This is a genomic window from Candidatus Regiella endosymbiont of Tuberolachnus salignus, assembly GCF_964020115.1.
Classification (GTDB): Bacteria; Pseudomonadota; Gammaproteobacteria; order Enterobacterales; family Enterobacteriaceae; genus Regiella; species Regiella insecticola.
The window spans coordinates 1,203,746-1,224,179 of record NZ_OZ026542.1 but is presented as its reverse complement, the minus strand read 5'-3'; the positions used below and the strand labels follow the sequence as shown (position 1 = coordinate 1,224,179).

The following is a 20,434-nucleotide window of genomic DNA, read 5'->3' as shown; positions in this document are numbered from 1 at the left end:
GGCTCCTTTAATCACTGTCTTGATAACGGCTGTTTATTTTGGCGAGCGCCTGCCGTTCTCGTTGGTCTAACTGGCGTGCCACTTCCCGCGCGATATCCTGAGGGCGGTGGTGGGCGTGCGCAATAATCTGTATCGGCGCATGAATCGACACCGGAGTGACGTGACGGTAAGGTGACGGTGTGACTGCACGAGGGCGATACGCTGCTGCCGGTAAGCTCTGGGGGTGTAAGGGTGCCGCGCTGGCCTGATAGCCGGTTAACATCATGCCTGCGGTGGCTGCCAGTGCCGCGGTTTTTTTGCGGCTGAGGATATGCGCCGAGCCGGTGACGATTTCGGGACCCTTTTCCCCAACGACCCCCCATTTTCCCCGCGGGATCGCCCCGCCCTGATCGTATTGCCCGAAGTAAGTTTGTTTATAAGCATGATAGAGGGGATCGGTGTAATGCTTTGGGCGGGAGAGCGCGGGTTGTGCTGCGCTAACCGCGGGCAATCGCGCCGATTTGGCTTCAAGCACGCCTAATTTTGCTAATAACCACGATACCCCGTCCATTAACCGTTTAAGTGGCGTCAGTGCCGAGGTGATCCCGGCGGATAACCCCTCCCCAAGCTGCTTTCCCTTTTCGGCTAGCCAGCCTGAGAGGGAGGATAACGCTGCCTTGATCGACGCGGCGGCTTGCTTACATTCTTCGACCCCGCGCCGCAAAAATGCGGTTATCGGCTGCCAGTAAAGCGTTAAGGCGATTGCGGTACCCGCCAGTGCTGCTATGGCCAGTCCTATCGGCGTCAGTAACCCCATCAGCGCTGCTCCCATCACGCGCAGACCGGTTGTCAGTAAGGGGAGCGAGGCACGTGCTAACCCCGCAATCACTTGACCGATTTTGCTAACACCCTGAGATAACGCCGGTAACAGACTGATTCCCAGCAGGGAAAAAGTGAATTTTAATACCGCCAGCGGGGCTAACACCGCCGCCAGCGATAAGGCGAGCGCCGCTACACCTGCGGTGACAACCGTCAGCCCCACCGCCACTTTCATCAAGGTGGCCGCCAGTTTGGGGTTTTCTTCTACCCAATGGCGTATTTTGTCAGTGACGGCTTTCATTTTTTCAATACTATCCAGCAGCGGCCTGCGCAAGGTTTCACCGAGACTGGATAAGGTGTTGTTGACCCCGGCTTTGAATAATAACCATTGGGCAGAAAGGGAGTCTTTGTCGATATCGGATTCGCGTTGCATGGAGCCGGTGGCTTTTTGACTGCGTGTCAAGGCGAGTTGGCGGCTCAATTCTTCACTATTGAGTCCCAATTTGGTGGCATCATCGCCAAACTGTTTGCCAAAAATCAGTGTCATGTTAACCAGTTGCTGGTCTTTGGGCAGTTTTTTGATTTTAGCCAGGACGGTTTGCAGGGTACCGATGGCGTCATGCGCAATGCCCCGTTGCAGGGCTTTTGCATTGAGACCCAGACGCTGTATCGCCGCTTGAAAGTCCTTGGTTTTTAGGGTGGCGATCCCCAGTTCCCGCACCATCGCTTTGCTGGCACTGGCGGCAATTTCGGGCGCAGCCCCCAGCGACAGGAAGGCGGAGCCCAAGGCCGCGGCTTGCCTGAAGTCCATTTTATCGGCCACATCACCCATGCGTTTGAGCACCTCAATGATATCAGCGCCTTTGGATTGGGTGTTATCATCCAAAAAATTGAGGGTATCGCCCAAAGCTTCGATATTTTTAATCGGGATTTTATACAAGCCGGCGATGGTGCCTAAGTCTTCTGCCAGTTCCCCCGCCGGTAATTCAAACGCTTTAGCCGCTTTGGCCGCGGTGTGAGCAAAATTAAGCAGGTTCTCTTTTTGTTCTTGCCAGGTGCTGCTGCCTTGGGTAACGCCCATGCGGGCACCCCCTTCCACTAAGGCAGCAAAATCCACCGCCCCGTTTTCGAGCGGTTGCTGCTCGGCGGCGTCTTTGATGGCTTTTTGCAGTTCATAAAATGGCGCGGTACGCTGGCCGTTGTCGTCACGTAAGCCACTCACCTGTTTGGCCACCCCTTTCATGGCCTCTTCAATATCACTATAGCGTTTTACTGCGGTGAGCACCGGCAGCCCCATCGCCATGCTTGCCCCCGTGGCCGAAACCCCCGTCCCCGCCACGCGATGGCGGGTCTCTTTGATGTGCTGGTAACGGGTTTTCGCCGCCGTCAGCCGCTGTTGCTGGTCTGTGGCGTGTTTTAAGCGACGGGTTTGTTGCGCTAAGCGCTGCGTGTAACGATCCGTTTCTCGGCGCAGGCGCGCAGTGGCGCCCGCACTGTCTTTGGCCGATATCCCCATCCGGTACAGCTGGGCGCGGTAGTGTTGTAATTGGGCGGTTTCACGGCGTTGTTGTTGTTCTAGCTGACTGACCGCTTTCCATTGAGCTGCTAGCGCGTTGGTTTGTTTTTTCGTCGGTGCGGTGACCCCTGACATCGCTTGTGCCATCCGCTGGGCTTGTAGATGCGCACTGCCTAATTCAGTGGACACTTTTTTCAGCGTGCCTTGCAGTGATTGAAAGGCGGTGAGCTTGCCCCCGGCCGCATTCAGCCGTTTTAAGGCATCACGGGACGTTTTTACCGCCGTTGCCAGGTGATGATGGCTCGCCTGCATCCGTTTGAGCGGGCGGGTGACTTTGTCTACCGCACTCATCACCACCTGAAGTCGGAGCTGTTTATCACTCATCCCGTCTCTCCCGGCGCCGCAGCGCTTTTTCACGCCAATCCAGTAATTCCGTTAAAGTCATGTCGAGCATCACGGAGGGCGGCCAGTGAAACAACATCGCAATGTCGGCCATCAAGGATCCTACCGTTAATCCGGTTGGAAACTGGACAGCACCGACTTCGGTAACAAAAAATAAATCAGCTCGACACTGAGGCGATACAAATCGCCCGGATCCAAGGCCATGATGTCACTTTGAGTCAACGACGGCGTGGTCACCCGCGGAAGCACGATCATCAGGGCATCCACATCGGTTTCTAATAACGCTTGCAATTTTACCCCGCGTAAGGCACCGGCCAGCGGTTTGCGTACGCTGATGTCAGTAATTCGGGTATCCCCGTGAACGAGCGGGCTATCCAAGGTGACGCTGCGCGCGGTTTTGTTTTTTTCTTCACCGTCGATAATAACCGCGTTCGGTGATTTCGCTATCGATTTGCTCATGTTTTATTCCATTAATAGATAAGAATGCGATCAGGCTCGCAAATGACACTGTCATGCTATTGTAAGAAGGCATTGGCCTGGGAAGATCCGATAAAATAAGCGATCATAATCCAATGGCACGTCGATGTTCTTTGAGCACGTCGACGCCCTCCACGATTTCAATCATATTGAGGGTGTCAATTTCGATGATCACCTTGTGATTAAGGGTTAATTTGTAATAGGTATTTTTGGATGCAATTTTGGTTTGGGAGTTGTCGCCCTGTTTGTAATCGCCACTGTCAATTTCCTGATGACGCCCGCGTGTCACCACTTCAATCTGAGTGATGTCCCCGGTATCATCGCGTTGCAGAGAGCCGGCGAAGCGCAGTTGCACGCCGTCAATTTTGGCACAGCCCCATTGTCGATACACTTGGGCTTCGACGCCGCCCAGCGTCCATTCCATGTCTATCGCGCCTTCTTCCAGACCGAGATCAATTTTGGCGCTGCCGTTCATGCCGCCCCCGCGATAGGCTTCCAGTTGGCGTACCAGTTTGGGTAAGGTAATGGATTCGACGACACCTTGGTAATTATCGCCGTCGTTAAACAGGTTAAAATATTTAAGTTTGCGTGGTAATGCCATGCTCTTTTCTCCTTACGCGCCCTGTTGTGCCAAGTTGATAAGATAACGATCAGTAATACGTTGCCGCAATGTTAGATTTTCTAACGGCGGCACCGGCGTGTAATCGTAATCAATCACCAATCTGCCGGCTTTGAGGGCATCTTTGTCATTGACGCTGTCATCAAACCAGCAGTGGCCGTCGATAAGATACCCCGCCGATTTTAGCGCCCGAAAGGTGGCGCTGATGCCTTCGACCACATCCTTGATTAAGGAGGGGTGGATCGGTTTGCCCATCGCCCACAGATGAGCGTTCGCTAAGGTATCGGCCAGCACGTGCGCGGTGCGGGTGTAGTTTTCAAACTGAAACAGCGGATCATCGGAGCAGGTACGCGAGCCCCAAAAGCGGTAGCCGTCTTGGCGGATCAGCGTGGTAACGGCATGTTGATTCAATATATTGGCCTCGGTGGCGGGGTTTTGCAGATCCCAATAGACATCGGCTGAAATGCCGGTCACCCCGTTAACACCGACGTTGGAGAGGGTTTTATGCCAGCCGGTGTGTTGGTCAATTTTCGCGCGCAGACCGAGCGCCCGTGCGGTTGCCCAGGCGGTGTTTTCTGTCTTGGTCACCGTATCCCAGCTGAGAAAATCCGGCCAAATCAACATGGCTTCACGTTGATTAAAATTTTTGCGGTAGTTCAGTGCCTCATCGCTCGTTTTGCAGCCATAGGCACTGAGGTAAGCGAATGCGCGCAGGCTCTGCGCAATGGACAACAATTTCGTTGCTACGGCGGGGGTATCATGCCCCGGCACACCGAGAATACGCGGTTTGACGCCACATTGACCTTGGGCAGCGAGCAGGGCGGGCAGGCCGGTTTTGCGCCCCTCAGGGGTGGTGCCGCCAATGATATTGGTGGTGGTTTCGGCCTCACTTTCCCCTTGTGCCACCCGGACGACCACGGTAACCGGCTGAATTTGATCGCCAATGGCCTCGAGCGCACGGGCTAAGGTGCCGGTTTCACCCGCTTTGCCACTGGCCGTGAGCACATCGGTGAGCAGAACCGGGGTATTGAGTGGAAAGGCAGTGACATCGGCATCGTCAGCGGTGCAGACCATGCCTACAATGGCGGTGCTAACAGGGGTAATGGGGCGGGTGCCTTCGTTGATTTCTTGTACACTGACACCATGGTGATAAAGTGGCGGCATTGAGCGGATCTCCAGTTACGATTTCCGCTAGTGTGCCGGGTTTTGTCGCTGAGCGCAGGGGGTTCCGGGTGTGTGGAGCGTGGGACACTGTCATCTATACCCTTCGCCTTTCAAGTTACGGCTTTGTTGTCTGCGGGTGCTCACCGAATCACGTAGTATGTCTACGCTCATCGGTCTCACCCCCTGGCTGCCTTGCCGTAACTCGAAATTCATTGGGTATATCCGGCTTTTACTGACTTTGCTGCATCAGAAAAAAGTGATCACGCTACCGTAGCGTGAACAGGCGGCCAGGTCGGCACCACATAGCCGTTATTGACGGCTTCAATCAATAGCCAGTGCGGCAGGTCTGGAAGCGCAATCAACGGCCAGTTTGCTTGCGTTGGCCAGGCTTTATAGGCCGCGCGTACTGCCATTAACTCGCCCCGTTGTTCAGGCGTGAGGGGGCGATCTTCAATAGAGTAGTCAATCAGCGTCAGTCCATCAGTGGCGATGATAAAGGCATTGCGATAACGGCGCGCGGCGGCGGCCAGTTTATCCTTATCAAGAACCCAGCCGGTGCCGTTCCAGTGGTCAAAGGGGCTCGAGGGCTTTTGCAAGGTGATTTCTGCGTCTAATGCCCCTATCGCTGTCATCAAAAAGGCGTGGCCGGTTTTGATGTGATAAACCCTTTTCCCGCGATGATCGTCCACTTTTTTCCATTGCTCACCGTCAAATACCGCAACAACCCCCTCCATCAAAGGCGGTGGGGCATTTTCGGTGCAGTACTGGGGTAATCCGGTATGCGCCGGGATAAAAACTTCTTTTTGGCCGCAATATTCTCCGGTTTCTGCCGCGTAATGATACAGGCTAAGGAGGCGATCATGCTCTGAAAAAGAAAAGGGATTCATGCTAACCTCAGAATGTAGTTAAAGGCGATATTTTTTACGGTGGTTTCCGCGTTACCGTCACCCTTAATGTGAATGACATGGGAATGAGCACCGAGAGCAACCCTGTGGTTATGCGCGCCAATGCCGACAGTATGGTGATGTGCGCCAATACCCACCGTATGATGGTGTGCGCCAATGCCAACGGTATGACTGTGCGCCCCGGCTGAAGCCGATTGAGGCCAAGAAAACACCTCACTGGTATAGTCATCCCCTGAGGCATAGATATAGTTTCCCCTGTCCATATTGTGTCCCTGCGGAACACCGTGGGTATGGGCACCGGCGATGTTGGTTCCTTTGGTGCCATAATCAAAGTGGCTGGTTGTTTTTGTTCCGTAATCAAATGATGCGCTGGTTTTCGTGCCGTAATCGAACTGACTGACTGTTTTTGTCCCCAGATCAGTGCTAGCAACGCTAGCGTGGTGGCTATGGTGTTTATTGCCATCTTGTTCTTGCGACAAACTCTTACGACTGGCCGGTTTGCCTTTTATCGTCCAGCCACGCATATCCGGGATAACCCCGTTAGGATAGGCTTTCGCTAACAACGGGTAGTGCGCGGTATTGAAAGTTTGCCCGACCATCAAGGCGTAGCCGGGCGGTATCCACTCGAGTGGCCAAGGCATCGGCATCCCCACGGGAACCAGATTATTGCTGATCCCCAAATGGGTGAGAAAGTGGAGTTTATTAGGAATGTCTGCGCCATTGAGCGCTTTGGTCAGTTTAGTATTGGCGTTGTTATTGGCATCACGGGCTAATTGATAAGCGGTCTTGACTGCTTTGGGGGTCGCAGCGTGCGTTTCACTGTCGCTGTCGGTAGCACTGCTGAGAATAACAAACCCTTTTTCTTTTTTACTGGCATCGGGATGGTTGCGTGATTTTTCATGTACTGACAGTAAATTATCCACATAGGCTTTGACTTCAATCAGCTTATCATCCACATGGCGACGGGTCGCCACCACCACTGAAGGATCGATTTTGAGTGTGATGGCCGCCGTGCTACTGACAATCAGTACCATACGCAAGGTTTGTGTACGACCACTGCCTTGCTGAATTTGCGGTTTGTAGGTTTCGGGGCAATTGGCCAAGGCAATAAGCGTCCCGTCGTGGTCAAATAAGCCGATTTCTCGGATCCACCATCCCCCGTCGGCGGCGGGGATCACTTGTTCGGCAATCAGTTGATGGGGGTTAATGGGGTCGATGCTCAGCGAATTGAGCGCCGCGCGGCGGTGCTCATTGATAAGTTGGGTTTGACGCGGATCGGGTGTGGGTAAGCTCCCCCCACCGTCGCCGACCGCCATGTGTGTTATTTTTAACGGTATCCCCAATGCCGTCGCATTGGCCAGTTTGGCGGCGCCCTGATGGGTGATGACAGCATAAAATTTTTCGTTCATGAAGTGATACTCAGATAGTCAATTAAATGGACAGCGCCGCCGCGGTACGTGGTACCGGTCACGGTAAGGCGGGGAGGTAGGGATACACCGTGAGTTCATCCCCCTCATAGCAGGCGGCACCCACATAGGCGGAGCCCGAGGTAGCCAGCTGGATGGAGAGGCCAATCACGTGACGACTACACGGTTTGGCCTGATCAATCAGGCGTTCCAGTTCGATATACATGGCTTCGGTGATGCCGGTGTCAAGTACGCCGATATCCAGCCGAAATGTCCCAGGCGGGTCATTATTTTGCCACCACTCGATAACACGGATCAGGTAACCCAGCGGCTCCACCACGCGACGCAGCGCCGCAATGGTGCCTTTGTGTTTATGCACATAAAAGGCTGCCTTGACCACCGTCCGTTTGGTCTCCTCTGACCAGCTTTCATCCCAGCGATCCACTGACCACGCCCAGGCCAAGTAAGGCAGTAAGGCGACAGGGCAGCGGTCGGCATCCCACAAGGAGCGCAGGGGAACCGCCATATCACTCAAGCCCGCACAAGCTTGCGCCGCCGCGATTTCTACTGCCGAGGAGCCCGGCGGCAGTAAGCTGTTATTCATCACAACCGCCTAGGGTTAAGCGATAACTGCGGCAATAGGCGGCTTGCGTTTTATCCAAGATCACATCACGCAAGGGTGCCGCCAGAACTACCCGCTGTACCCCCTCAACATGCAGCGCCCCATAAATCGCCGACAAGCGGATATCACGCCCTAAACGCCGTTGGGCGTTGACGTAAGCCTTGAGTCGATTTTCAGCCGCCGCGCGGATCGGTTCAGCTTCGGGGGTAGGGTAGAGGGTCAATGTGGCGTCAATGCGGTAATCGATAATGGTGGCCGATTGGACGGTCAGGCGATCGGCCACCGGGCGGATATTTTCATCATTGAGTGCGGCGTTAACCCGGGCTAACAGGTCTGCGGACGCCGCACCGTTATTTTCTCGCGATAAGACCGTGAGGGTGACGCAAGCGGGTGAGGGGCTGATTGCTGAGGCATCGGCTACCCGACCATCCGCACTGCGGGCATGAAATTCGTAAGCACCGCGGGGGCCGGCTACGCTGAAGCCTTCAAAAGCTTGTTGAATACGGAGGCGAAAATCGCTATCACTTTCGGTGAGTGCGGCACGCGGCGGGATCGCGTCAGGTTTCGCCGCGTGCAGCGTCAAGCGTTTCACCTGGTAATTGGCACCCAGCTGATCCAAATCGGCGCCTTTGGCATAGGCTAACATTGTCGCCTGCGCGGCATCGTTAATCCGTTGACGTAACACTAATTCACGGTACGTGCTTTCTTGCAGCAGTTTGGTGATAGGCTCGGATTCATAGTTGAGCGTTCGGCTGAGCGCCGCCTGCTGCGGCGGGGGCGATAGGGCAATAAACGTTGCTTTACGCTGCTTGAAGAGCGTTTCAAAATCGAGTGGCTCCACGACCTGCGGTGCCGGCAGTAAGCTTAAATCCAGGCTGGGCATTATTGTCCTCCTATCGGCAATGAGAGCGTAAAAGGCACGCCGCTATCGCGTTGATGACCGCTGAGGTCGATTTGCATGTTGCCGTTGATAGCCGAGGTAAGGGTAATGGCGTTTAATGTGATGCGGTTTTCCCAGCGTAATAGGGCACTGTAAATCGCCGCCTTCATTTTAAGCTGGAGTGTGGGACTTTGCGGGTTGTCGATCAGGCGAGAGAGCAGCGATCCGTAATCCCGGCGCATCACACGGGAGCCGAGCGGGGTGATTAAAATGTCGTTGATCGATTGACGAAGATGTGCCCTGTCGCTGATCGCGTTGCCACTGTGGCGGTGCATGCCAAGATAAGTCATGTCGGTGCTCCCGTCTGATCCTTGCCCCCTTGCACCCCAGGGTGCTGATGGCGGTGCAAAGTGATACCGTTAGAGATCAAATTGCCGCCCCCGTGGGTGAGGTCGCCGCGGAGGGTGCCACCCCGGTTAACCTGCAGGGAATCGGTGATAAGCTGTTGGGTGCAGGTGACTACCGGGCTGTCCAGCGTGATCGAGGTGGCGGCGGTTATCGTTGCCGTTTTGATGCCAGTGACCGCTAAGTGACCCGTTTTAGGCTCATAATGACATTGCGCCCCGTCGGAGAAGCAGAGCAGGATCGCTGCTTCTGAGGCCGACGGTGCCGGATTGGCATCGGAAAAAATCGCCGGTAATACAAACGCTGTGGTCAATTCACCGCTGATACTGAGGATCAGCACTTGCTCGCCAATTGAGGGCGCTGACCACATTTTGATGTGACCCGCACGTGAGGTCAGCCAGTGTAGCCAATCGGTTTCTAACTCGCCTGTTTTTACCCGGCACCGGCCTTGTGTCGTATCGACTGCCGATACCGTGCCAATGCGGATCAAATTTGCCAGGCGGCGTTGATAGTCTGCGTGATTGAAGGTTTTCATGCCCTCAGTGTGCCGCCTATCGGGCGCGGGAGCATGTGAACAGCGTTGTGTGGGGAGTGGGACAGGAGGAGATATTTTTAGACTGAGATGTAAAGTCAAATACCCATAAATTTTATGCAAGATATCCGCAAATATTACTTGCTTTATGCTATTTATTGGGGGTACATTTAATTATATGGATATCTCTTACAGCCTGAGCAAAAATGAAAAAAATATTATTGAACGAGATTTATCGTTTGATATGGCACGTGACTTCGAAATTTCAAATGCATTGATAGTTGAGGATAAACGGAAAGAATATCCTGAACGTCGATTTCAAGCTCTGGGTTTCATTGGTGATCGGCTGTATATGTTAGTATTTACACCCCGTAACAGTAAGGTACACGTGATCAGCTTACGTAAAGCAAACTCACGGGAGATAAAAAGATATGAACAAAAGAATCAGCGAAGACATAATGAATGATAATCCTGAATGGAGTGATAAAGATTTCGCCCGCGCTCGCCCTGCTGCTGATGTTTTGACCGAACTTTTTGGCAAAGAAGGTGCGGCAAAAGTTATGCGGGCACGTGGCAGACCAAAATTACTGAATCCAAAAGAGCCGATCAAATTGCGGATTGATTCTGATATAATCAGTGCATATCGTGCTCAAGGTGACGGATGGCAAACACGAATGAATGAAGCACTACGTGATTATGCTAAGTCACACGGTATGATTTGATATCTGTTAGTGAAAAAGTCTACCCCACCAAATGCACCAACGCCATATCAGTGATCCTTTCAATATCCTTATCAGTCAACCCCAGTAGCGGACGGCGTTCATAACGTACGGTGACGCCGTTGCGCGCGACTTTATCTCGCAGGCCATAATGATGCACCCGTGCTACGGGTGTGACAGGGCGCGCAAAACGCACTGTGGCTTCATCGACGCTATTGTTATGCTTTAAAAAGCGGGCGGTGTGTAATTGGGTAAACATCTTGCGTTTAATGCGTCCGTGTTTATCACGGCGTTTTTGCTTGCGCGGTGCAAACGGGGTGCCATCGGGCGCCTGTTGTGCTTGGATACGCTGCTTTTGCCGCTGCCGTAATTGTTTGGCTATCTGGCGAGTGAAGGCTTTTCGGCGTGCCGGCGATAATTGTTTCAGCAGGTGAGCGAGCGCTTGGCTCAGTGGATCAGCGGTCATGGTGCCACTTTTTCTTTTTTGATAAAAAGTTCATAGTGAAGGTCAGTGGTATCCGGATCCGGCGGTTCATCCTTGTGGGTGACCTGTAACATCCCCTGTTGTTCTTTGACGATCACCCGTTCGGTCAGTTTGAGATTGATGCTGATATCACGCAGGCTGTGATTGATATGATCGGCTTCAAAGGTGAAGCCCTCAGCCCGTTTATCATGATGGGCCATACTGTCCGGCTGATGGCGGCGTAACCAGTGTAAAATCGGCACAAAGAGGGTATCGGCGTCGCCACTGTAATCGGTGATGATCAGATTGAGTGTGTATTGATATTCAAAGGACAAAGAGGCGGCCAGCGTGGAGACGATAGTCCCCCGGTCAATAAAAATATGCAGGCTATCGGGATTTTGTTTGAGATAAGGGACGGCGTCGGTGAGGGCTTGGCGCAGTGAATCGGGTTTTAACATGCGGGTTATCCTTCTGCCTTAAGACAGACTTGGCGGATATAGTCTTGTAATCCGGCTATTTGCTGCGTCGCGGTGTCGATACGCTCTCGGAGATGGAAATAATGTTTGATAGCGGTGTCGTTAAGTCGGGCGCGGGTGCCATCATCCAGGCCGGTGGGGGCAGTGGCCGGGGACAGGGGACAGGTGGCATTGAGCTGCACCCTACGCTGCTTATCATTAACATCACGTTCAAGCGCTGCCAGCTGCGTTTTGGCATGGGTTAATTCCTGGGTGTGTTGGTTATCAAGTGCGGTGAGCTGTTGGTGCTGCTTTTTTATTCCTTCCATGATGATCAGTGCGTTGTTACGCTCATCCGTTATTCTTTTGATGATATTTTCTTTTTTTGCTAACTCAAAGTGATAATACCCCGCAGCCAGACTCATCAGCAGAATGAGGCTCATCAGAATAAAACAACCTCGGTTAAACATCGCTCCCCCAACAGGTCAGCTCACTTTCCTGCGCACGTCTTATCACTTGACCGGCGCAGTTATGGGCACGGAGGCGACAATCTTTGCCGCCATCAAAAATCCAGCGTTTAATTTCTGCACAGGCGCCTTGATAGTCACCGGCATTGAGTTTGCGATAGAAAGTGGACGCCGTGCATTTACTCGCGCCGAGGTTATAGGGGCAAAACGAAGCAATCCCGGCTTTCTGCACGTCGGTTAAGGGCACCTTGATATGCTGTTCGACCCAGGCAATCGCTTTGTCCACTTCAAATTGGTTAATTTGCTCGCATTTTTCGCGACTGAGTTGCATCCCCGGCGTGACCGGCTGACCCTCCACCCGTGTCGCCCCGCGGCAGATTGTCCAAATATTTGCACTGTCTTGATAGGCTTGCAGCCGGTTGCCTTCTTTTTCTTGCAAGAATTGTGCGAGCAGGATCGCAGTACTGGCACCGGCAGCGATCAACGCATAGACTTTTTTACTGAGGTGGCGCATGCTGATCCCCGTGAGCTTGATGGGCATGTTCGGTCAGGTGTTGGCGCTGGAGGTCGTGCATTTCCTGTTGGCGTTGATCTTCGCGCCTTTTGTAGTAGCGGTTATTGAGGTAGGTGCCGATGCCTAACGCCAGACCAATCAGGGTCGCCCAGTCCTGTAACGTCCAGGCACCCAAACAGGTGAGTAGCCAGGCGGATAAATACGAAAGCCAGGCGGTGTGTCTGTCCATTGTGTGTTAATCCCACAGTTGTAGTCCTTGTTTGAGCGGAGCAGGGGGCGCCGAAGGCATCTCTACTGCGGTGCCGTGCGGTAAGATCACGCCGATGTCCGCAAGGCCCGGGTTGAGGGCGAAGACCTGTTCGGTGATGCCGTCGGTACGCCGGGTATAACGCCAGCACAGGGCGTCTACGGTGTCGTTTTGTTGGGCAAAAATTTTCATTCACGGTGAGCCCTTCTCGTGCTGTTGTTTACAAAGTTAAATCAATGCAATGGTGGCGCGGGGAAGCCCTTGCAGATCACGTATTGCCCAGGCGGCATCGCGGCGAAGGTGTTCAATGCGGGTTTCGAGCGCATCGGCGCGTTTATCGCCTGTTGCGGTGGCGTCAAAACTGCGAAATCGTTCTGTTACCGTGGCCTGTATCAGGCAATAGACGGCGCGGCGGTAAAGGTGAAGGCGGGCGTTTTCATCGTCCACCTGCTCGCCGGGAACCTCAACCAGGGCGGTATAGCCCGCCTGTTGTTGTTTTTTTTGCCATTGGGCGAGCCGATGATGCGTTTCATTGAGAGCAAATTGGGCGGCTTCCCGCAAACGTGCGGGGGTCAGCGTGCCGTCTTGGCGCATGGTATCCCGGTAATGCTGTAGATCGAGATCCGGCCAGAAGCCGTTATTTTTGATGTGCTGCGGTTTGTTGCGCGCCGCTTCATCCGTGATGGGATTGATTGCAATGCTAACCATCGTCCGTTCTCTCAATATATATGCCCAATGCGTTTCGAGTTACGGCAAGGCGGCAATCAATCGAATCCCAGGAGTGTACAGATAGTACATGACTGGGATAAGAGTGAGCTGCCAACGCCGCCGTAGCTTGAAAGGCGAAGGGGATAAGGGGCGGTGGACAGGCTCATTGATAGAAAAATAGCCTATCACTGGCCTGTGCCGCCCTCGCCGTGGGCGTTCGGGGGTACCGTCTGCGGTAATTTTTCTGTCTGAAGACACTTTTCTAGCTGTTTGATATCGGTTTTCACCCCACTGCGGGGATCTAGGGTGAGAGCCTGTTTTAAATGAAGACAGGCCTGTTGATAGTCCCCGTCTTGACGCAAGGCATAACCGAGCATTTTATGCAGTCGGGCGTTAACCTGATCGGGCATGTCTTGCCCACGTAAAAGGTGTTGCGCCCGTAACAAGGAGGCCGTATCCAGCGGGCGTTTTTCGAGCAGGGTTCGGCCTGCCACCGCCGCCACTTCTTCGGCGATTAAGCAGGCGGTGGAACGTTGGAAGCTGTCCGGAGGCACTAAATCATAGTGGATGGCGTAGTCAGCAATATCGAGAGCGCTGGCCAGATCGCCGATATCCAGTTGCCAAATCAGCATCCGCATCAGGATCGCATCTTGGGTGCCGCTGCCGCCGGCCAGTACCCCGGCGACCCACGGTAAATAGGTCGGCAGCAAGGTGCGTTTGACTTCCGCTTTGCGGCTGAGCGATTCAATGCTTTTTAACTGCAGTAAATCTTGCTGCAACTGAAATAATAATAAGTCGTAGGGGCTGGCAGGGTGCCCTGCCGCGATCTCACGCAATGGTATCGCTTGCTGGGCAGCCACAAACTGTTTATGACGACGTGCCGGGTTGCTCATGGCCTGTTACCCCTCGGCAGGCGGCGTAATATCACCTATCACGATATTTTCAATCAGTGCCGTGCAGCCGTAGTCTTCCACCACATAGGCTTCATTCACTGATTCAAAATTTTCCACCCGATCCCGTTTCGGGTTGTCAATCAGGGCGCGGCGGCGGGTGCCTTCTTGCCAGTAAATCGACAGGTTATCGAGACGGGTTATCAGCATGGCGTTAGCCGGGAAGAAAGGCGCCCGGACAGCGGGTAAACCCCCAAGGCGTTTTTGACTGATAATCATATCGGCCGCGAGGCTTTCGCTGTTGGCTTGGATCTGGTTGACAATCGTAAAATATTTATCGGCCAGCAAGGCGCGACCGCAGATCACCACCAGTTCGGTGTCATCCTGAAACCCGATTTCGATCAGTTCATCAACAGCATTCATCACCAGCGCATCCAGATTGGCAAAATCACCGCCTTGACCGATGCGGATGTGATTTGAGATCACGTGCCCGTCCGCATTGATGATTTTACTCATCACCTGGGTGGCGGCCTGTTCGCGGATATGTTGTAGCCAGCCGATATTGACATCCTGTAACAACGGATGTTGCGTTGGATTGGAGGTGGTTTCCCGTTTGATGCCGTTAAAGCCAATCATGATGCGATCCAGCGCTTGGCGTTTCACCAGGGCATCGCGGATTAACCGTTGAAAGTCAGGAAATTTTGCCCACATGTCCAGCTTTTGGTAGCTGAGCGCGGTATCAAAGTTGGTTTGTGTGCAGCGGTAAGGGTGATTGTCCAGGGTAGTGGGATCGGCGGGCGTGCGTTCTTTTTCGCCGGTATGGGTGGTACTGGCGATGGGACGTTCAATGCCTAAGCCTATTTTTTCGCCGGTTTGTTCATCGACCGGAAACAGGTTGATTTTTGACAGGAAAGCACTGCTTTCTTGTTGTTTGGCCTCTAAGCGTTGGGCAATCGACGGTTCTACAGTGAATTTTGTCGCGATATCCGCGGTGTTTTCCAGCGTATTGAGCGTCGCGACCTGCTGAAGATACTGGTTATAGTGGTAGCGGGTGTTTTTTTTCATGTTAGCAATCCGTCAAGTGAGGGGTATCGGCACCGGTGGTGAGGGGGCGAAGGGGGGCACTGCGATCCGCGTTAAGTAATTGCTGGTTGAGTGCCGTTAAGCTTTGCTGAGTTGTCCCCTGCTGCGTTTGTAATGCCGTGATTGTGCTTTTTAGCGCGGTCACGTCAGCCCATTTTTCAGTGAGCTGTTGCTGCTGCTCTGCTATCAGGGTAATGGTCTGATGGATATCGGTGAAACGGGCGTCATCGCTGCGGTTTTTTTTGCCAAACAGCGCCTTGACGGTGTTAAACAGCGCCGGTTTGGCGGCGTCTTCAAAGGTTAAGCTGATTTCTTCCGCAGCAGTAAAAACGGCCTCGGGTTGGCTTTTGCGGGAGGCTAACGGGTGGGAGGGACTGTTAGCACAAAAGGTGAGCATTTCTGCGCCCAAGGAGGCCGGGTTATCGGTAAAAGCGATACCGGTGAGGTAGGCTTTACCGGTGTCAGCAAACTCGGGTACGTATTCAATGCTGGCGTACACCTTTTGCCGGGTTTCCCGCAGCTTAACCAGTTCCTCGGTAGCGTCGATCTGCACCAATAGCGCCATTTTTCCTTTCAGCCGCCCCTCACTAATTTCTTCATATTTTGTTGCTACGATGTCGCCATAGGCGCGAAAAGGACTATCCGGTAACAAGCTGTTAATGTGTTCCAGATTGGCGCGGGCGCCGCGGTAAGACGGGTTGTAGCTTTCGGCCATGTCGATAATGTGTTGCCGTAAAATGCGGCGACCGTCACTGGTAGCGCCCTCGACGGCGGCGCGGAAAAAGCGGGATGTGGCCATTTTTGTTGGCTCCGGTTAACAATAATGCGATCTAGCATGGCAACCCGGCCGCTGGCAAACAATCGGTAGCGGTTGTCTTAGTGCTCACACAGGGTGTGGCGAGAGAGGGCGGGGCGTTTGCACGGTAGCCTTAGCGGATTAACACTCTCTTAATACCCACAGTCTTTGAAGTTGCCGCTAGGCGGCCAGGGCGTGAGACTCGATGAGCGTAGACTACTACGTGATTCGGGCGAACGCTCGCAGCCAACAACGCGGCGGCTTCAAGGGCGAAGGGTATACAGGCTATTTTTGCATGGACAATCTTACCCTCCTCCCCGATCCGCTCGATCCGCGCAGGCAAGCGATGTATTGGTATTGGCAGGGACACAGCGTGGCGGGGATCGCCCAACGGTTGGGGATCAAGTCTGCCACATTACACAGTTGGAAGCGTCGTGATAAGTGGGATCAGTATGGTGCGTTGGAGAAAATGCAGCTGACCACCGCGGCGCGCTATTGTCAATTGGTGGCGCTTGAAGCCAAGAGTGGCCGTGATTTTAAAGAGTTGGATGCCTTGGGGCGACAGGCCGAACGGCAGGCGCGGATCGGCAAATACCATCAGAGCGGTAATGAAGCGGATCTTAATCCCAACCGTTCTCATCTCAACCGAAGAAAGCGCCCACCGCCGGTAAAAAACGGGTTTTCAGACGAGCAGATCAGCCAGCTAGAAAGCGTATTTCAGGCCTCACTGTTTGCCTATCAGCGCCGTTGGTATCAGGCCGGGTTAGATGATCGCTTTCGCATTCGTAATCTGCTGAAATCACGGCAAATCGGTGCCACCTTTTATTTTGCCCGCGAAGCCCTGCTCGATGCGCTGCGCACCGGGCGTAATCAGATGTTTATTTCTGCCTCGAAGGCGCAAGCACATCAATTTAAACATTATATTGTTGATTTTGCCGCCACCGTGGGTGTCGAGCTGCGCGGGGATCCGATCAGCTTGCCCAATGGGGCTGAACTGCATTTTTTAGGCACCAATACCAATACCGCGCAGGGGCGTTCCGGTAATCTGTATGTGGATGAATATTTTTGGATCCCCGGCTTTCAAAAGCTCCGCCGCGCCGCCTCGGGCATGGCGTCACAAAAACAGTACCGGCAAACCTATTTTTCTACCCCGTCCAGCGTCAATCATGAAGCCTACCCATTTTGGCGGGGCACGCTGTTTCATCACGGCCGCGCGAAACAGCAACGCCTTGAAGTGGATGTCAGTTATCCGCATTTGGCCGCGGGAGCACTCTGTGCTGACGGGCAGTACAAGCAGATTGTCACGCTGGAGGATGCGCTGGCCGGCGGGTGTGATCGCTTTGATATCACTCAGTTGCGGCGTGAGAACAGTGAGGACGATTTTGCCAATCTGTTTCTCTGTCAGTTTATTGATGATGCGCAATCGGTGTTTCCGATGAAAGAAATGCAGCGTTGTATGGTCGACAGTGGGGAGCAGTGGCCGGATGTGAAATTACTGGCCAGGCGGCCTTATGGGCATCAATCGGTGTGGATCGGTTACGATCCGGCCAGTACCGGCGATGCCTCGGGCTGTGCGGTGATCGCCCCGCCAACGGTGGCCGGCGGTAAATTTCGTGTATTAGAGCGCTTTCAATGGCACGGTATGGATTTTGCTCAGCAGGCGCGGCAGATCCAAACGCTGACGGAGCGCTATCAGGTCAGCTATATCGGCATTGATGATACTGGCCTGGGGCGATCCGTGACCCAGCTGGTAAGGCAATTTTTTCCCGCGGTGCAAGCGATCCATTATACCGTCGAGATGAAAACCGATCTGATTTATAAGGCCAAGGATGTGATTACCTCAGGTCGGTTGGAATTTGATGCGAGCCAAATTGCTATCGCTAAAGCCTTTATGTCGATCCGCAAAACGCTGACGCCCCGCAGTCAACGTGCCACCTATGTGACTAACCGTGCTGAGGGCACCAGTCATGGCGATGTCGCCTGGGCGATTATGCACGCGCTGTTTAATGAGCCACTGGCGGGGATCACCGCCAATAACCGCAGTTTTATGGAGATATTTTAATGCGTCCTGTTTCATGTCACCCCTTCAATAGAAAAAAGAGACACCCTATCGCCACCCAGCCCATGAAGCAAACGACGCCGCCGCGGGTAGAAGCCTTTACCTTTGGCGATCCGATCCCGATGCTCGATCAACGCGATATGTTGGATTATCTGGAATGTGCCGTAGTTGAACAGTGGTATGAGCCGCCGGTGTCATTTCAGGGGCTGGCGAAATCTTTTCGCGCCGCGGTGCATCACAGCTCACCGATTTACATGAAACGCAATCTGTTAGTCAGCCTGTTTCAACCGCATCGCTATTTATCCAAACAGGATTTTAGCCGCTATGCGCTGGATTTTCTGGTGTTTGCTAATGCCTTTTTAGAGGTGCGTACCAACCGCTTGGGTGGGGTGCTCAAACTGGCGCCCAGTCCCGCCAAATATACCCGTTGTGGCGTGGAGCCCGGTACCCATTGGTATGTGCAATCCTGGGCAGATCCGCATCGCTTTACCGCACATAGCGTGTTTCATCTGCTCGACCCTGATATTAATCAGGAAATCTACGGCGTGCCCGATTATTTGGCGGCACTCAATTCCAGCTGGCTGAATGAGGCGGCGACGCTGTTTCGGCGCAAATATTATCTTAATGGCAGTCATGCCGGCTTTATTTTGTACATGAACGATGCGGCGCATCAACAAGAAGACATTGATCGCTTGCGGCAAGCGATGAAAGACGCCAAAGGACCCGGGAATTTTCGTAATTTGTTTATGTATGCGCCGGGTGGGAAAAAAGACGGGTTACAGTTGATTCCCTTGGCAGAAGTGGCGGCCAAAGATGAATTTATTAACATTAAAAATGTGACGCGCGATGATCAACTCGCGGCACAGCGGGTACCGCCTCAACTGATGGGCATTTTACCGCACAATACCGGCGGCTTTGGTGATATCGAAAAAGCAGCACGGGTGTTTGCCATCAATGAATTAGCACCCCTGCAAGAGCGGCTGAGTGAAATCAATGCCTGGCTGGGTGAAGAGGTGATCCGCTTTAAGCCGTATGAATTAGTGGAAAATGCCTCAATGTAAAGGGTGCATGACTAGACTGCATCAATCTGCAAGCATTTTTGCGGCAACCATTGCCGTTAAAACCGCGGCTATCAACGATTTTAACCCCGATAAAAGGGTGCAACAATATGCATACATTAGCCAAAGCGCGGGGGCGTGGCGGGGAGCGCACGCTTGAGGTTCTGAATGAGGTTTTTTATCCGCTCCTGGCAGCCTCTCCACAAAAATACATCAGTTACCCTCTGAATCATCTTCCGGAGAGTCGTTACAACGTTGAATTTATTAATTCCCGCGCCGTCGATCTTGCTATTGACTCGTTAAAAAACGTCACTTAATTACTCTTCAATTAAAGTGACAATATAAAAACCTAAAAATTAATTAACTGATTGAGCAAAAATAATTTCATAACGAGATTAGCCAAAAATCAGATAATTACAAGCTCTCCTAACAACGGGAGTAACCTTGTCTCGCAATGGACCCAATGTTACAAAATCTGCAACAACTGATGCTGCTTGAAACCCTACTACAACAGCACAGGGAACCACTAAAAAATCAACAGATCTATGACGATCATTGTCTAAATTAAGATATGTAACAGCTCCCACCAAAGTAAACGGGACTGTAGGTAAGCCAAGTGCTAATGTAATTCCTCCCTTCACCAATTTCACTGCTACAAGAGTAGCCTCAAATGTAAGACTTAATCCAAGCCCTAATCCACATTTACCCACGCTAACCACTGCTTTAGTTAAAGCGCAGCATACATTCCCTACGCTTTTGATATGTTTTACAAATCCTGTAGGCTTTTCGCATACAGGATTCATACCAATGTCATAACCCTTTAGCGATATTACTTCTGCGGCTACCATATTACACCATATAATTCATTATTTAATTTGTAATATATTATATGTTAATAAATATTAACTAAGCATAAACAATACCTTTAATGTATATAAAATAAGAGTTATACAAACAAAAGTTAATAGATAAAGGGTAGAATTTAATATACTGATAACACAGTAGATTTGATCAAGGAATTTATTGATTATTTTAAGATTATCAGCGGAAGGCAAAAAACATTATGTTTGGCGAAACTCCCTCCCCACAAAAATGCATCAGATAAATCAGAATAATTATACGTTGACGAATTTTGTTGATCATATACAAGACATGAGTCACGATGTGATTAACGCTATTTGTGAAAAGACCAGGTAACGGGAAGCGCTGTGTGGGCGCAAGTAAGGGGTGATATGGTGCCATCTCCAGA

At 52.5% G+C, this 20,434-nt stretch carries 27 protein-coding genes and 2 pseudogenes; 6 read left to right on the top strand and 23 right to left on the bottom strand.

Annotated features, from left to right (window positions below):
• Positions 1-7 precede the first annotated feature (7 nt).
• From AACL30_RS06400 to AACL30_RS06345, 12 genes and pseudogenes are all read right to left on the bottom strand, one after another.
• Positions 8-2,698 carry a phage tail tape measure protein gene (locus AACL30_RS06400; protein WP_339057966.1) on the bottom strand — a complete coding sequence of 897 codons (2,691 nt, stop codon included), beginning with the start codon at positions 2,696-2,698 and terminating at the stop codon, positions 8-10.
• A complete protein-coding gene (locus AACL30_RS06395; protein WP_339058396.1) occupies positions 2,691-2,810 on the bottom strand; it encodes a GpE family phage tail protein in 120 nt (39 codons plus the stop codon). The genes AACL30_RS06400 and AACL30_RS06395 overlap by 8 nt, the downstream gene beginning before the upstream one ends.
• A gap of 14 nt (positions 2,811-2,824) precedes the next feature.
• Complete coding sequence (locus AACL30_RS06390) at positions 2,825-3,175, bottom strand: phage tail assembly protein (RefSeq protein ID WP_339057965.1); 351 nt, start codon at positions 3,173-3,175, stop codon at positions 2,825-2,827.
• A 103-nt stretch (positions 3,176-3,278) separates the two neighbouring features.
• Positions 3,279-3,794, bottom strand: a complete 516-nt coding sequence (locus AACL30_RS06385) for a phage major tail tube protein (protein ID WP_339057964.1) — start codon at positions 3,792-3,794, stop codon at positions 3,279-3,281.
• Between the two features lie 12 nt (positions 3,795-3,806).
• Complete coding sequence (locus AACL30_RS06380; protein WP_339057963.1) at positions 3,807-4,976, bottom strand: phage tail sheath protein; 1,170 nt, start codon at positions 4,974-4,976, stop codon at positions 3,807-3,809.
• Between the two features lie 90 nt (positions 4,977-5,066).
• A complete protein-coding gene (locus tag AACL30_RS06375; protein WP_339057962.1) occupies positions 5,067-5,189 on the bottom strand; it encodes a hypothetical protein in 123 nt (40 codons plus the stop codon).
• A gap of 47 nt (positions 5,190-5,236) precedes the next feature.
• Positions 5,237-5,863, bottom strand: coding sequence for a phage tail protein (locus AACL30_RS06370; RefSeq protein ID WP_339057961.1), 627 nt, complete (start codon positions 5,861-5,863; stop codon positions 5,237-5,239).
• Positions 5,860-7,290, bottom strand: coding sequence for a phage tail protein (locus AACL30_RS06365; RefSeq protein ID WP_339057997.1), 1,431 nt, complete (start codon positions 7,288-7,290; stop codon positions 5,860-5,862). Before AACL30_RS06365 ends, AACL30_RS06370 begins: the two co-directional genes overlap by 4 nt.
• Positions 7,287-7,891: pseudogene (locus tag AACL30_RS06360) on the bottom strand (phage tail protein I). Before AACL30_RS06360 ends, AACL30_RS06365 begins: the two are co-directional and overlap by 4 nt.
• Entirely contained in the window at positions 7,884-8,792 is a 909-nt protein-coding gene (locus tag AACL30_RS06355; RefSeq protein WP_339057998.1) for a baseplate assembly protein, read from the bottom strand. Before AACL30_RS06355 ends, AACL30_RS06360 begins: the two are co-directional and overlap by 8 nt.
• On the bottom strand, positions 8,792-9,139 hold the full coding sequence (locus tag AACL30_RS06350) for a GPW/gp25 family protein (protein ID WP_339057999.1): 348 nt from the start codon (positions 9,137-9,139) through the stop codon (positions 8,792-8,794). Before AACL30_RS06350 ends, AACL30_RS06355 begins: the two co-directional genes overlap by 1 nt.
• Positions 9,136-9,729 (bottom strand): phage baseplate assembly protein V, encoded by a 594-nt coding sequence (locus tag AACL30_RS06345; RefSeq protein WP_339058398.1) that lies wholly within the window; start codon positions 9,727-9,729, stop codon positions 9,136-9,138. Before AACL30_RS06345 ends, AACL30_RS06350 begins: the two co-directional genes overlap by 4 nt.
• Positions 9,730-9,904: 175 nt before the next feature.
• On the opposite strand from AACL30_RS06345, the gene AACL30_RS06340 reads away from it, so the two are divergent.
• Positions 9,905-10,192, top strand: a complete 288-nt coding sequence (locus tag AACL30_RS06340; RefSeq protein ID WP_176487125.1) for a BrnT family toxin — start codon at positions 9,905-9,907, stop codon at positions 10,190-10,192.
• Complete coding sequence (locus AACL30_RS06335; RefSeq protein WP_006707757.1) at positions 10,158-10,448, top strand: BrnA antitoxin family protein; 291 nt, start codon at positions 10,158-10,160, stop codon at positions 10,446-10,448. The genes AACL30_RS06340 and AACL30_RS06335 overlap by 35 nt, the downstream gene beginning before the upstream one ends.
• A gap of 19 nt (positions 10,449-10,467) precedes the next feature.
• Here AACL30_RS06335 and AACL30_RS06330 read toward each other — a convergent pair whose 3' ends face one another.
• Genes AACL30_RS06330 through AACL30_RS06315 form a run of 4 tightly spaced genes read right to left on the bottom strand, consistent with a single transcriptional unit; the run spans position 10,468 to position 12,344 of the window.
• A complete protein-coding gene (locus AACL30_RS06330) occupies positions 10,468-10,911 on the bottom strand; it encodes a phage virion morphogenesis protein (RefSeq protein WP_339058000.1) in 444 nt (147 codons plus the stop codon).
• Positions 10,908-11,366, bottom strand: a complete 459-nt coding sequence (locus AACL30_RS06325; RefSeq protein ID WP_339058001.1) for a phage tail protein — start codon at positions 11,364-11,366, stop codon at positions 10,908-10,910. The genes AACL30_RS06330 and AACL30_RS06325 overlap by 4 nt, the downstream gene beginning before the upstream one ends.
• Positions 11,367-11,371: 5 nt before the next feature.
• Positions 11,372-11,788: a lysis protein gene (locus AACL30_RS06320; RefSeq protein ID WP_339057952.1), complete on the bottom strand. Its 417-nt coding sequence runs from the start codon at positions 11,786-11,788 to the stop codon at positions 11,372-11,374.
• Positions 11,789-11,825: 37 nt separating this feature from the next.
• Complete coding sequence (locus tag AACL30_RS06315; protein WP_339057951.1) at positions 11,826-12,344, bottom strand: lysozyme; 519 nt, start codon at positions 12,342-12,344, stop codon at positions 11,826-11,828.
• Here AACL30_RS06315 and AACL30_RS06310 point away from each other — a divergent pair.
• Positions 12,343-12,471: a hypothetical protein gene (locus AACL30_RS06310; RefSeq protein ID WP_339057950.1), complete on the top strand. Its 129-nt coding sequence runs from the start codon at positions 12,343-12,345 to the stop codon at positions 12,469-12,471. The genes AACL30_RS06315 and AACL30_RS06310 overlap by 2 nt on opposite strands.
• 3 nt (positions 12,472-12,474) lie before the next feature.
• On the opposite strand, the pseudogene AACL30_RS16450 reads toward AACL30_RS06310, so the two are convergent.
• The 6 genes and pseudogenes from AACL30_RS16450 to AACL30_RS06285 form a co-directional block, all read right to left on the bottom strand.
• Positions 12,475-12,573: pseudogene (locus AACL30_RS16450) on the bottom strand (alpha/beta hydrolase); the annotation flags it as partial.
• Between the two features lie 6 nt (positions 12,574-12,579).
• The gene (locus AACL30_RS06305; protein ID WP_339057949.1) at positions 12,580-12,783 is read right to left on the bottom strand and encodes a tail protein X; all 204 of its coding nucleotides are present in this window, start codon (positions 12,781-12,783) and stop codon (positions 12,580-12,582) included.
• A gap of 36 nt (positions 12,784-12,819) precedes the next feature.
• Positions 12,820-13,299: a head completion/stabilization protein gene (locus tag AACL30_RS06300; RefSeq protein ID WP_339057948.1), complete on the bottom strand. Its 480-nt coding sequence runs from the start codon at positions 13,297-13,299 to the stop codon at positions 12,820-12,822.
• A gap of 185 nt (positions 13,300-13,484) precedes the next feature.
• On the bottom strand, positions 13,485-14,192 hold the full coding sequence (gene gpM, locus AACL30_RS06295) for a phage terminase small subunit (RefSeq protein WP_339057947.1): 708 nt from the start codon (positions 14,190-14,192) through the stop codon (positions 13,485-13,487).
• A 6-nt stretch (positions 14,193-14,198) separates the two neighbouring features.
• Positions 14,199-15,254 (bottom strand): phage major capsid protein, P2 family, encoded by a 1,056-nt coding sequence (locus tag AACL30_RS06290; protein WP_339058002.1) that lies wholly within the window; start codon positions 15,252-15,254, stop codon positions 14,199-14,201.
• Position 15,255: 1 nt separating this feature from the next.
• Complete coding sequence (locus AACL30_RS06285) at positions 15,256-16,071, bottom strand: GPO family capsid scaffolding protein (protein ID WP_339058003.1); 816 nt, start codon at positions 16,069-16,071, stop codon at positions 15,256-15,258.
• 292 nt (positions 16,072-16,363) lie between these two features.
• Here AACL30_RS06285 and AACL30_RS06280 point away from each other — a divergent pair, with 292 nt between their 5' ends.
• From AACL30_RS06280 to AACL30_RS06270, 3 genes are all read left to right on the top strand, one after another.
• Positions 16,364-18,130: a terminase large subunit domain-containing protein gene (locus tag AACL30_RS06280; protein ID WP_339058399.1), complete on the top strand. Its 1,767-nt coding sequence runs from the start codon at positions 16,364-16,366 to the stop codon at positions 18,128-18,130.
• Positions 18,130-19,188: a phage portal protein gene (locus AACL30_RS06275; protein WP_339058004.1), complete on the top strand. Its 1,059-nt coding sequence runs from the start codon at positions 18,130-18,132 to the stop codon at positions 19,186-19,188. Before AACL30_RS06280 ends, AACL30_RS06275 begins: the two co-directional genes overlap by 1 nt.
• 107 nt (positions 19,189-19,295) lie before the next feature.
• Positions 19,296-19,502: a hypothetical protein gene (locus tag AACL30_RS06270; RefSeq protein WP_339058005.1), complete on the top strand. Its 207-nt coding sequence runs from the start codon at positions 19,296-19,298 to the stop codon at positions 19,500-19,502.
• A 78-nt stretch (positions 19,503-19,580) separates the two neighbouring features.
• On the opposite strand, the gene AACL30_RS06265 is transcribed toward AACL30_RS06270, so the two are convergent.
• Positions 19,581-19,988, bottom strand: coding sequence for a hypothetical protein (locus AACL30_RS06265; protein ID WP_339058006.1), 408 nt, complete (start codon positions 19,986-19,988; stop codon positions 19,581-19,583).
• Positions 19,989-20,434 lie beyond the last annotated feature (446 nt).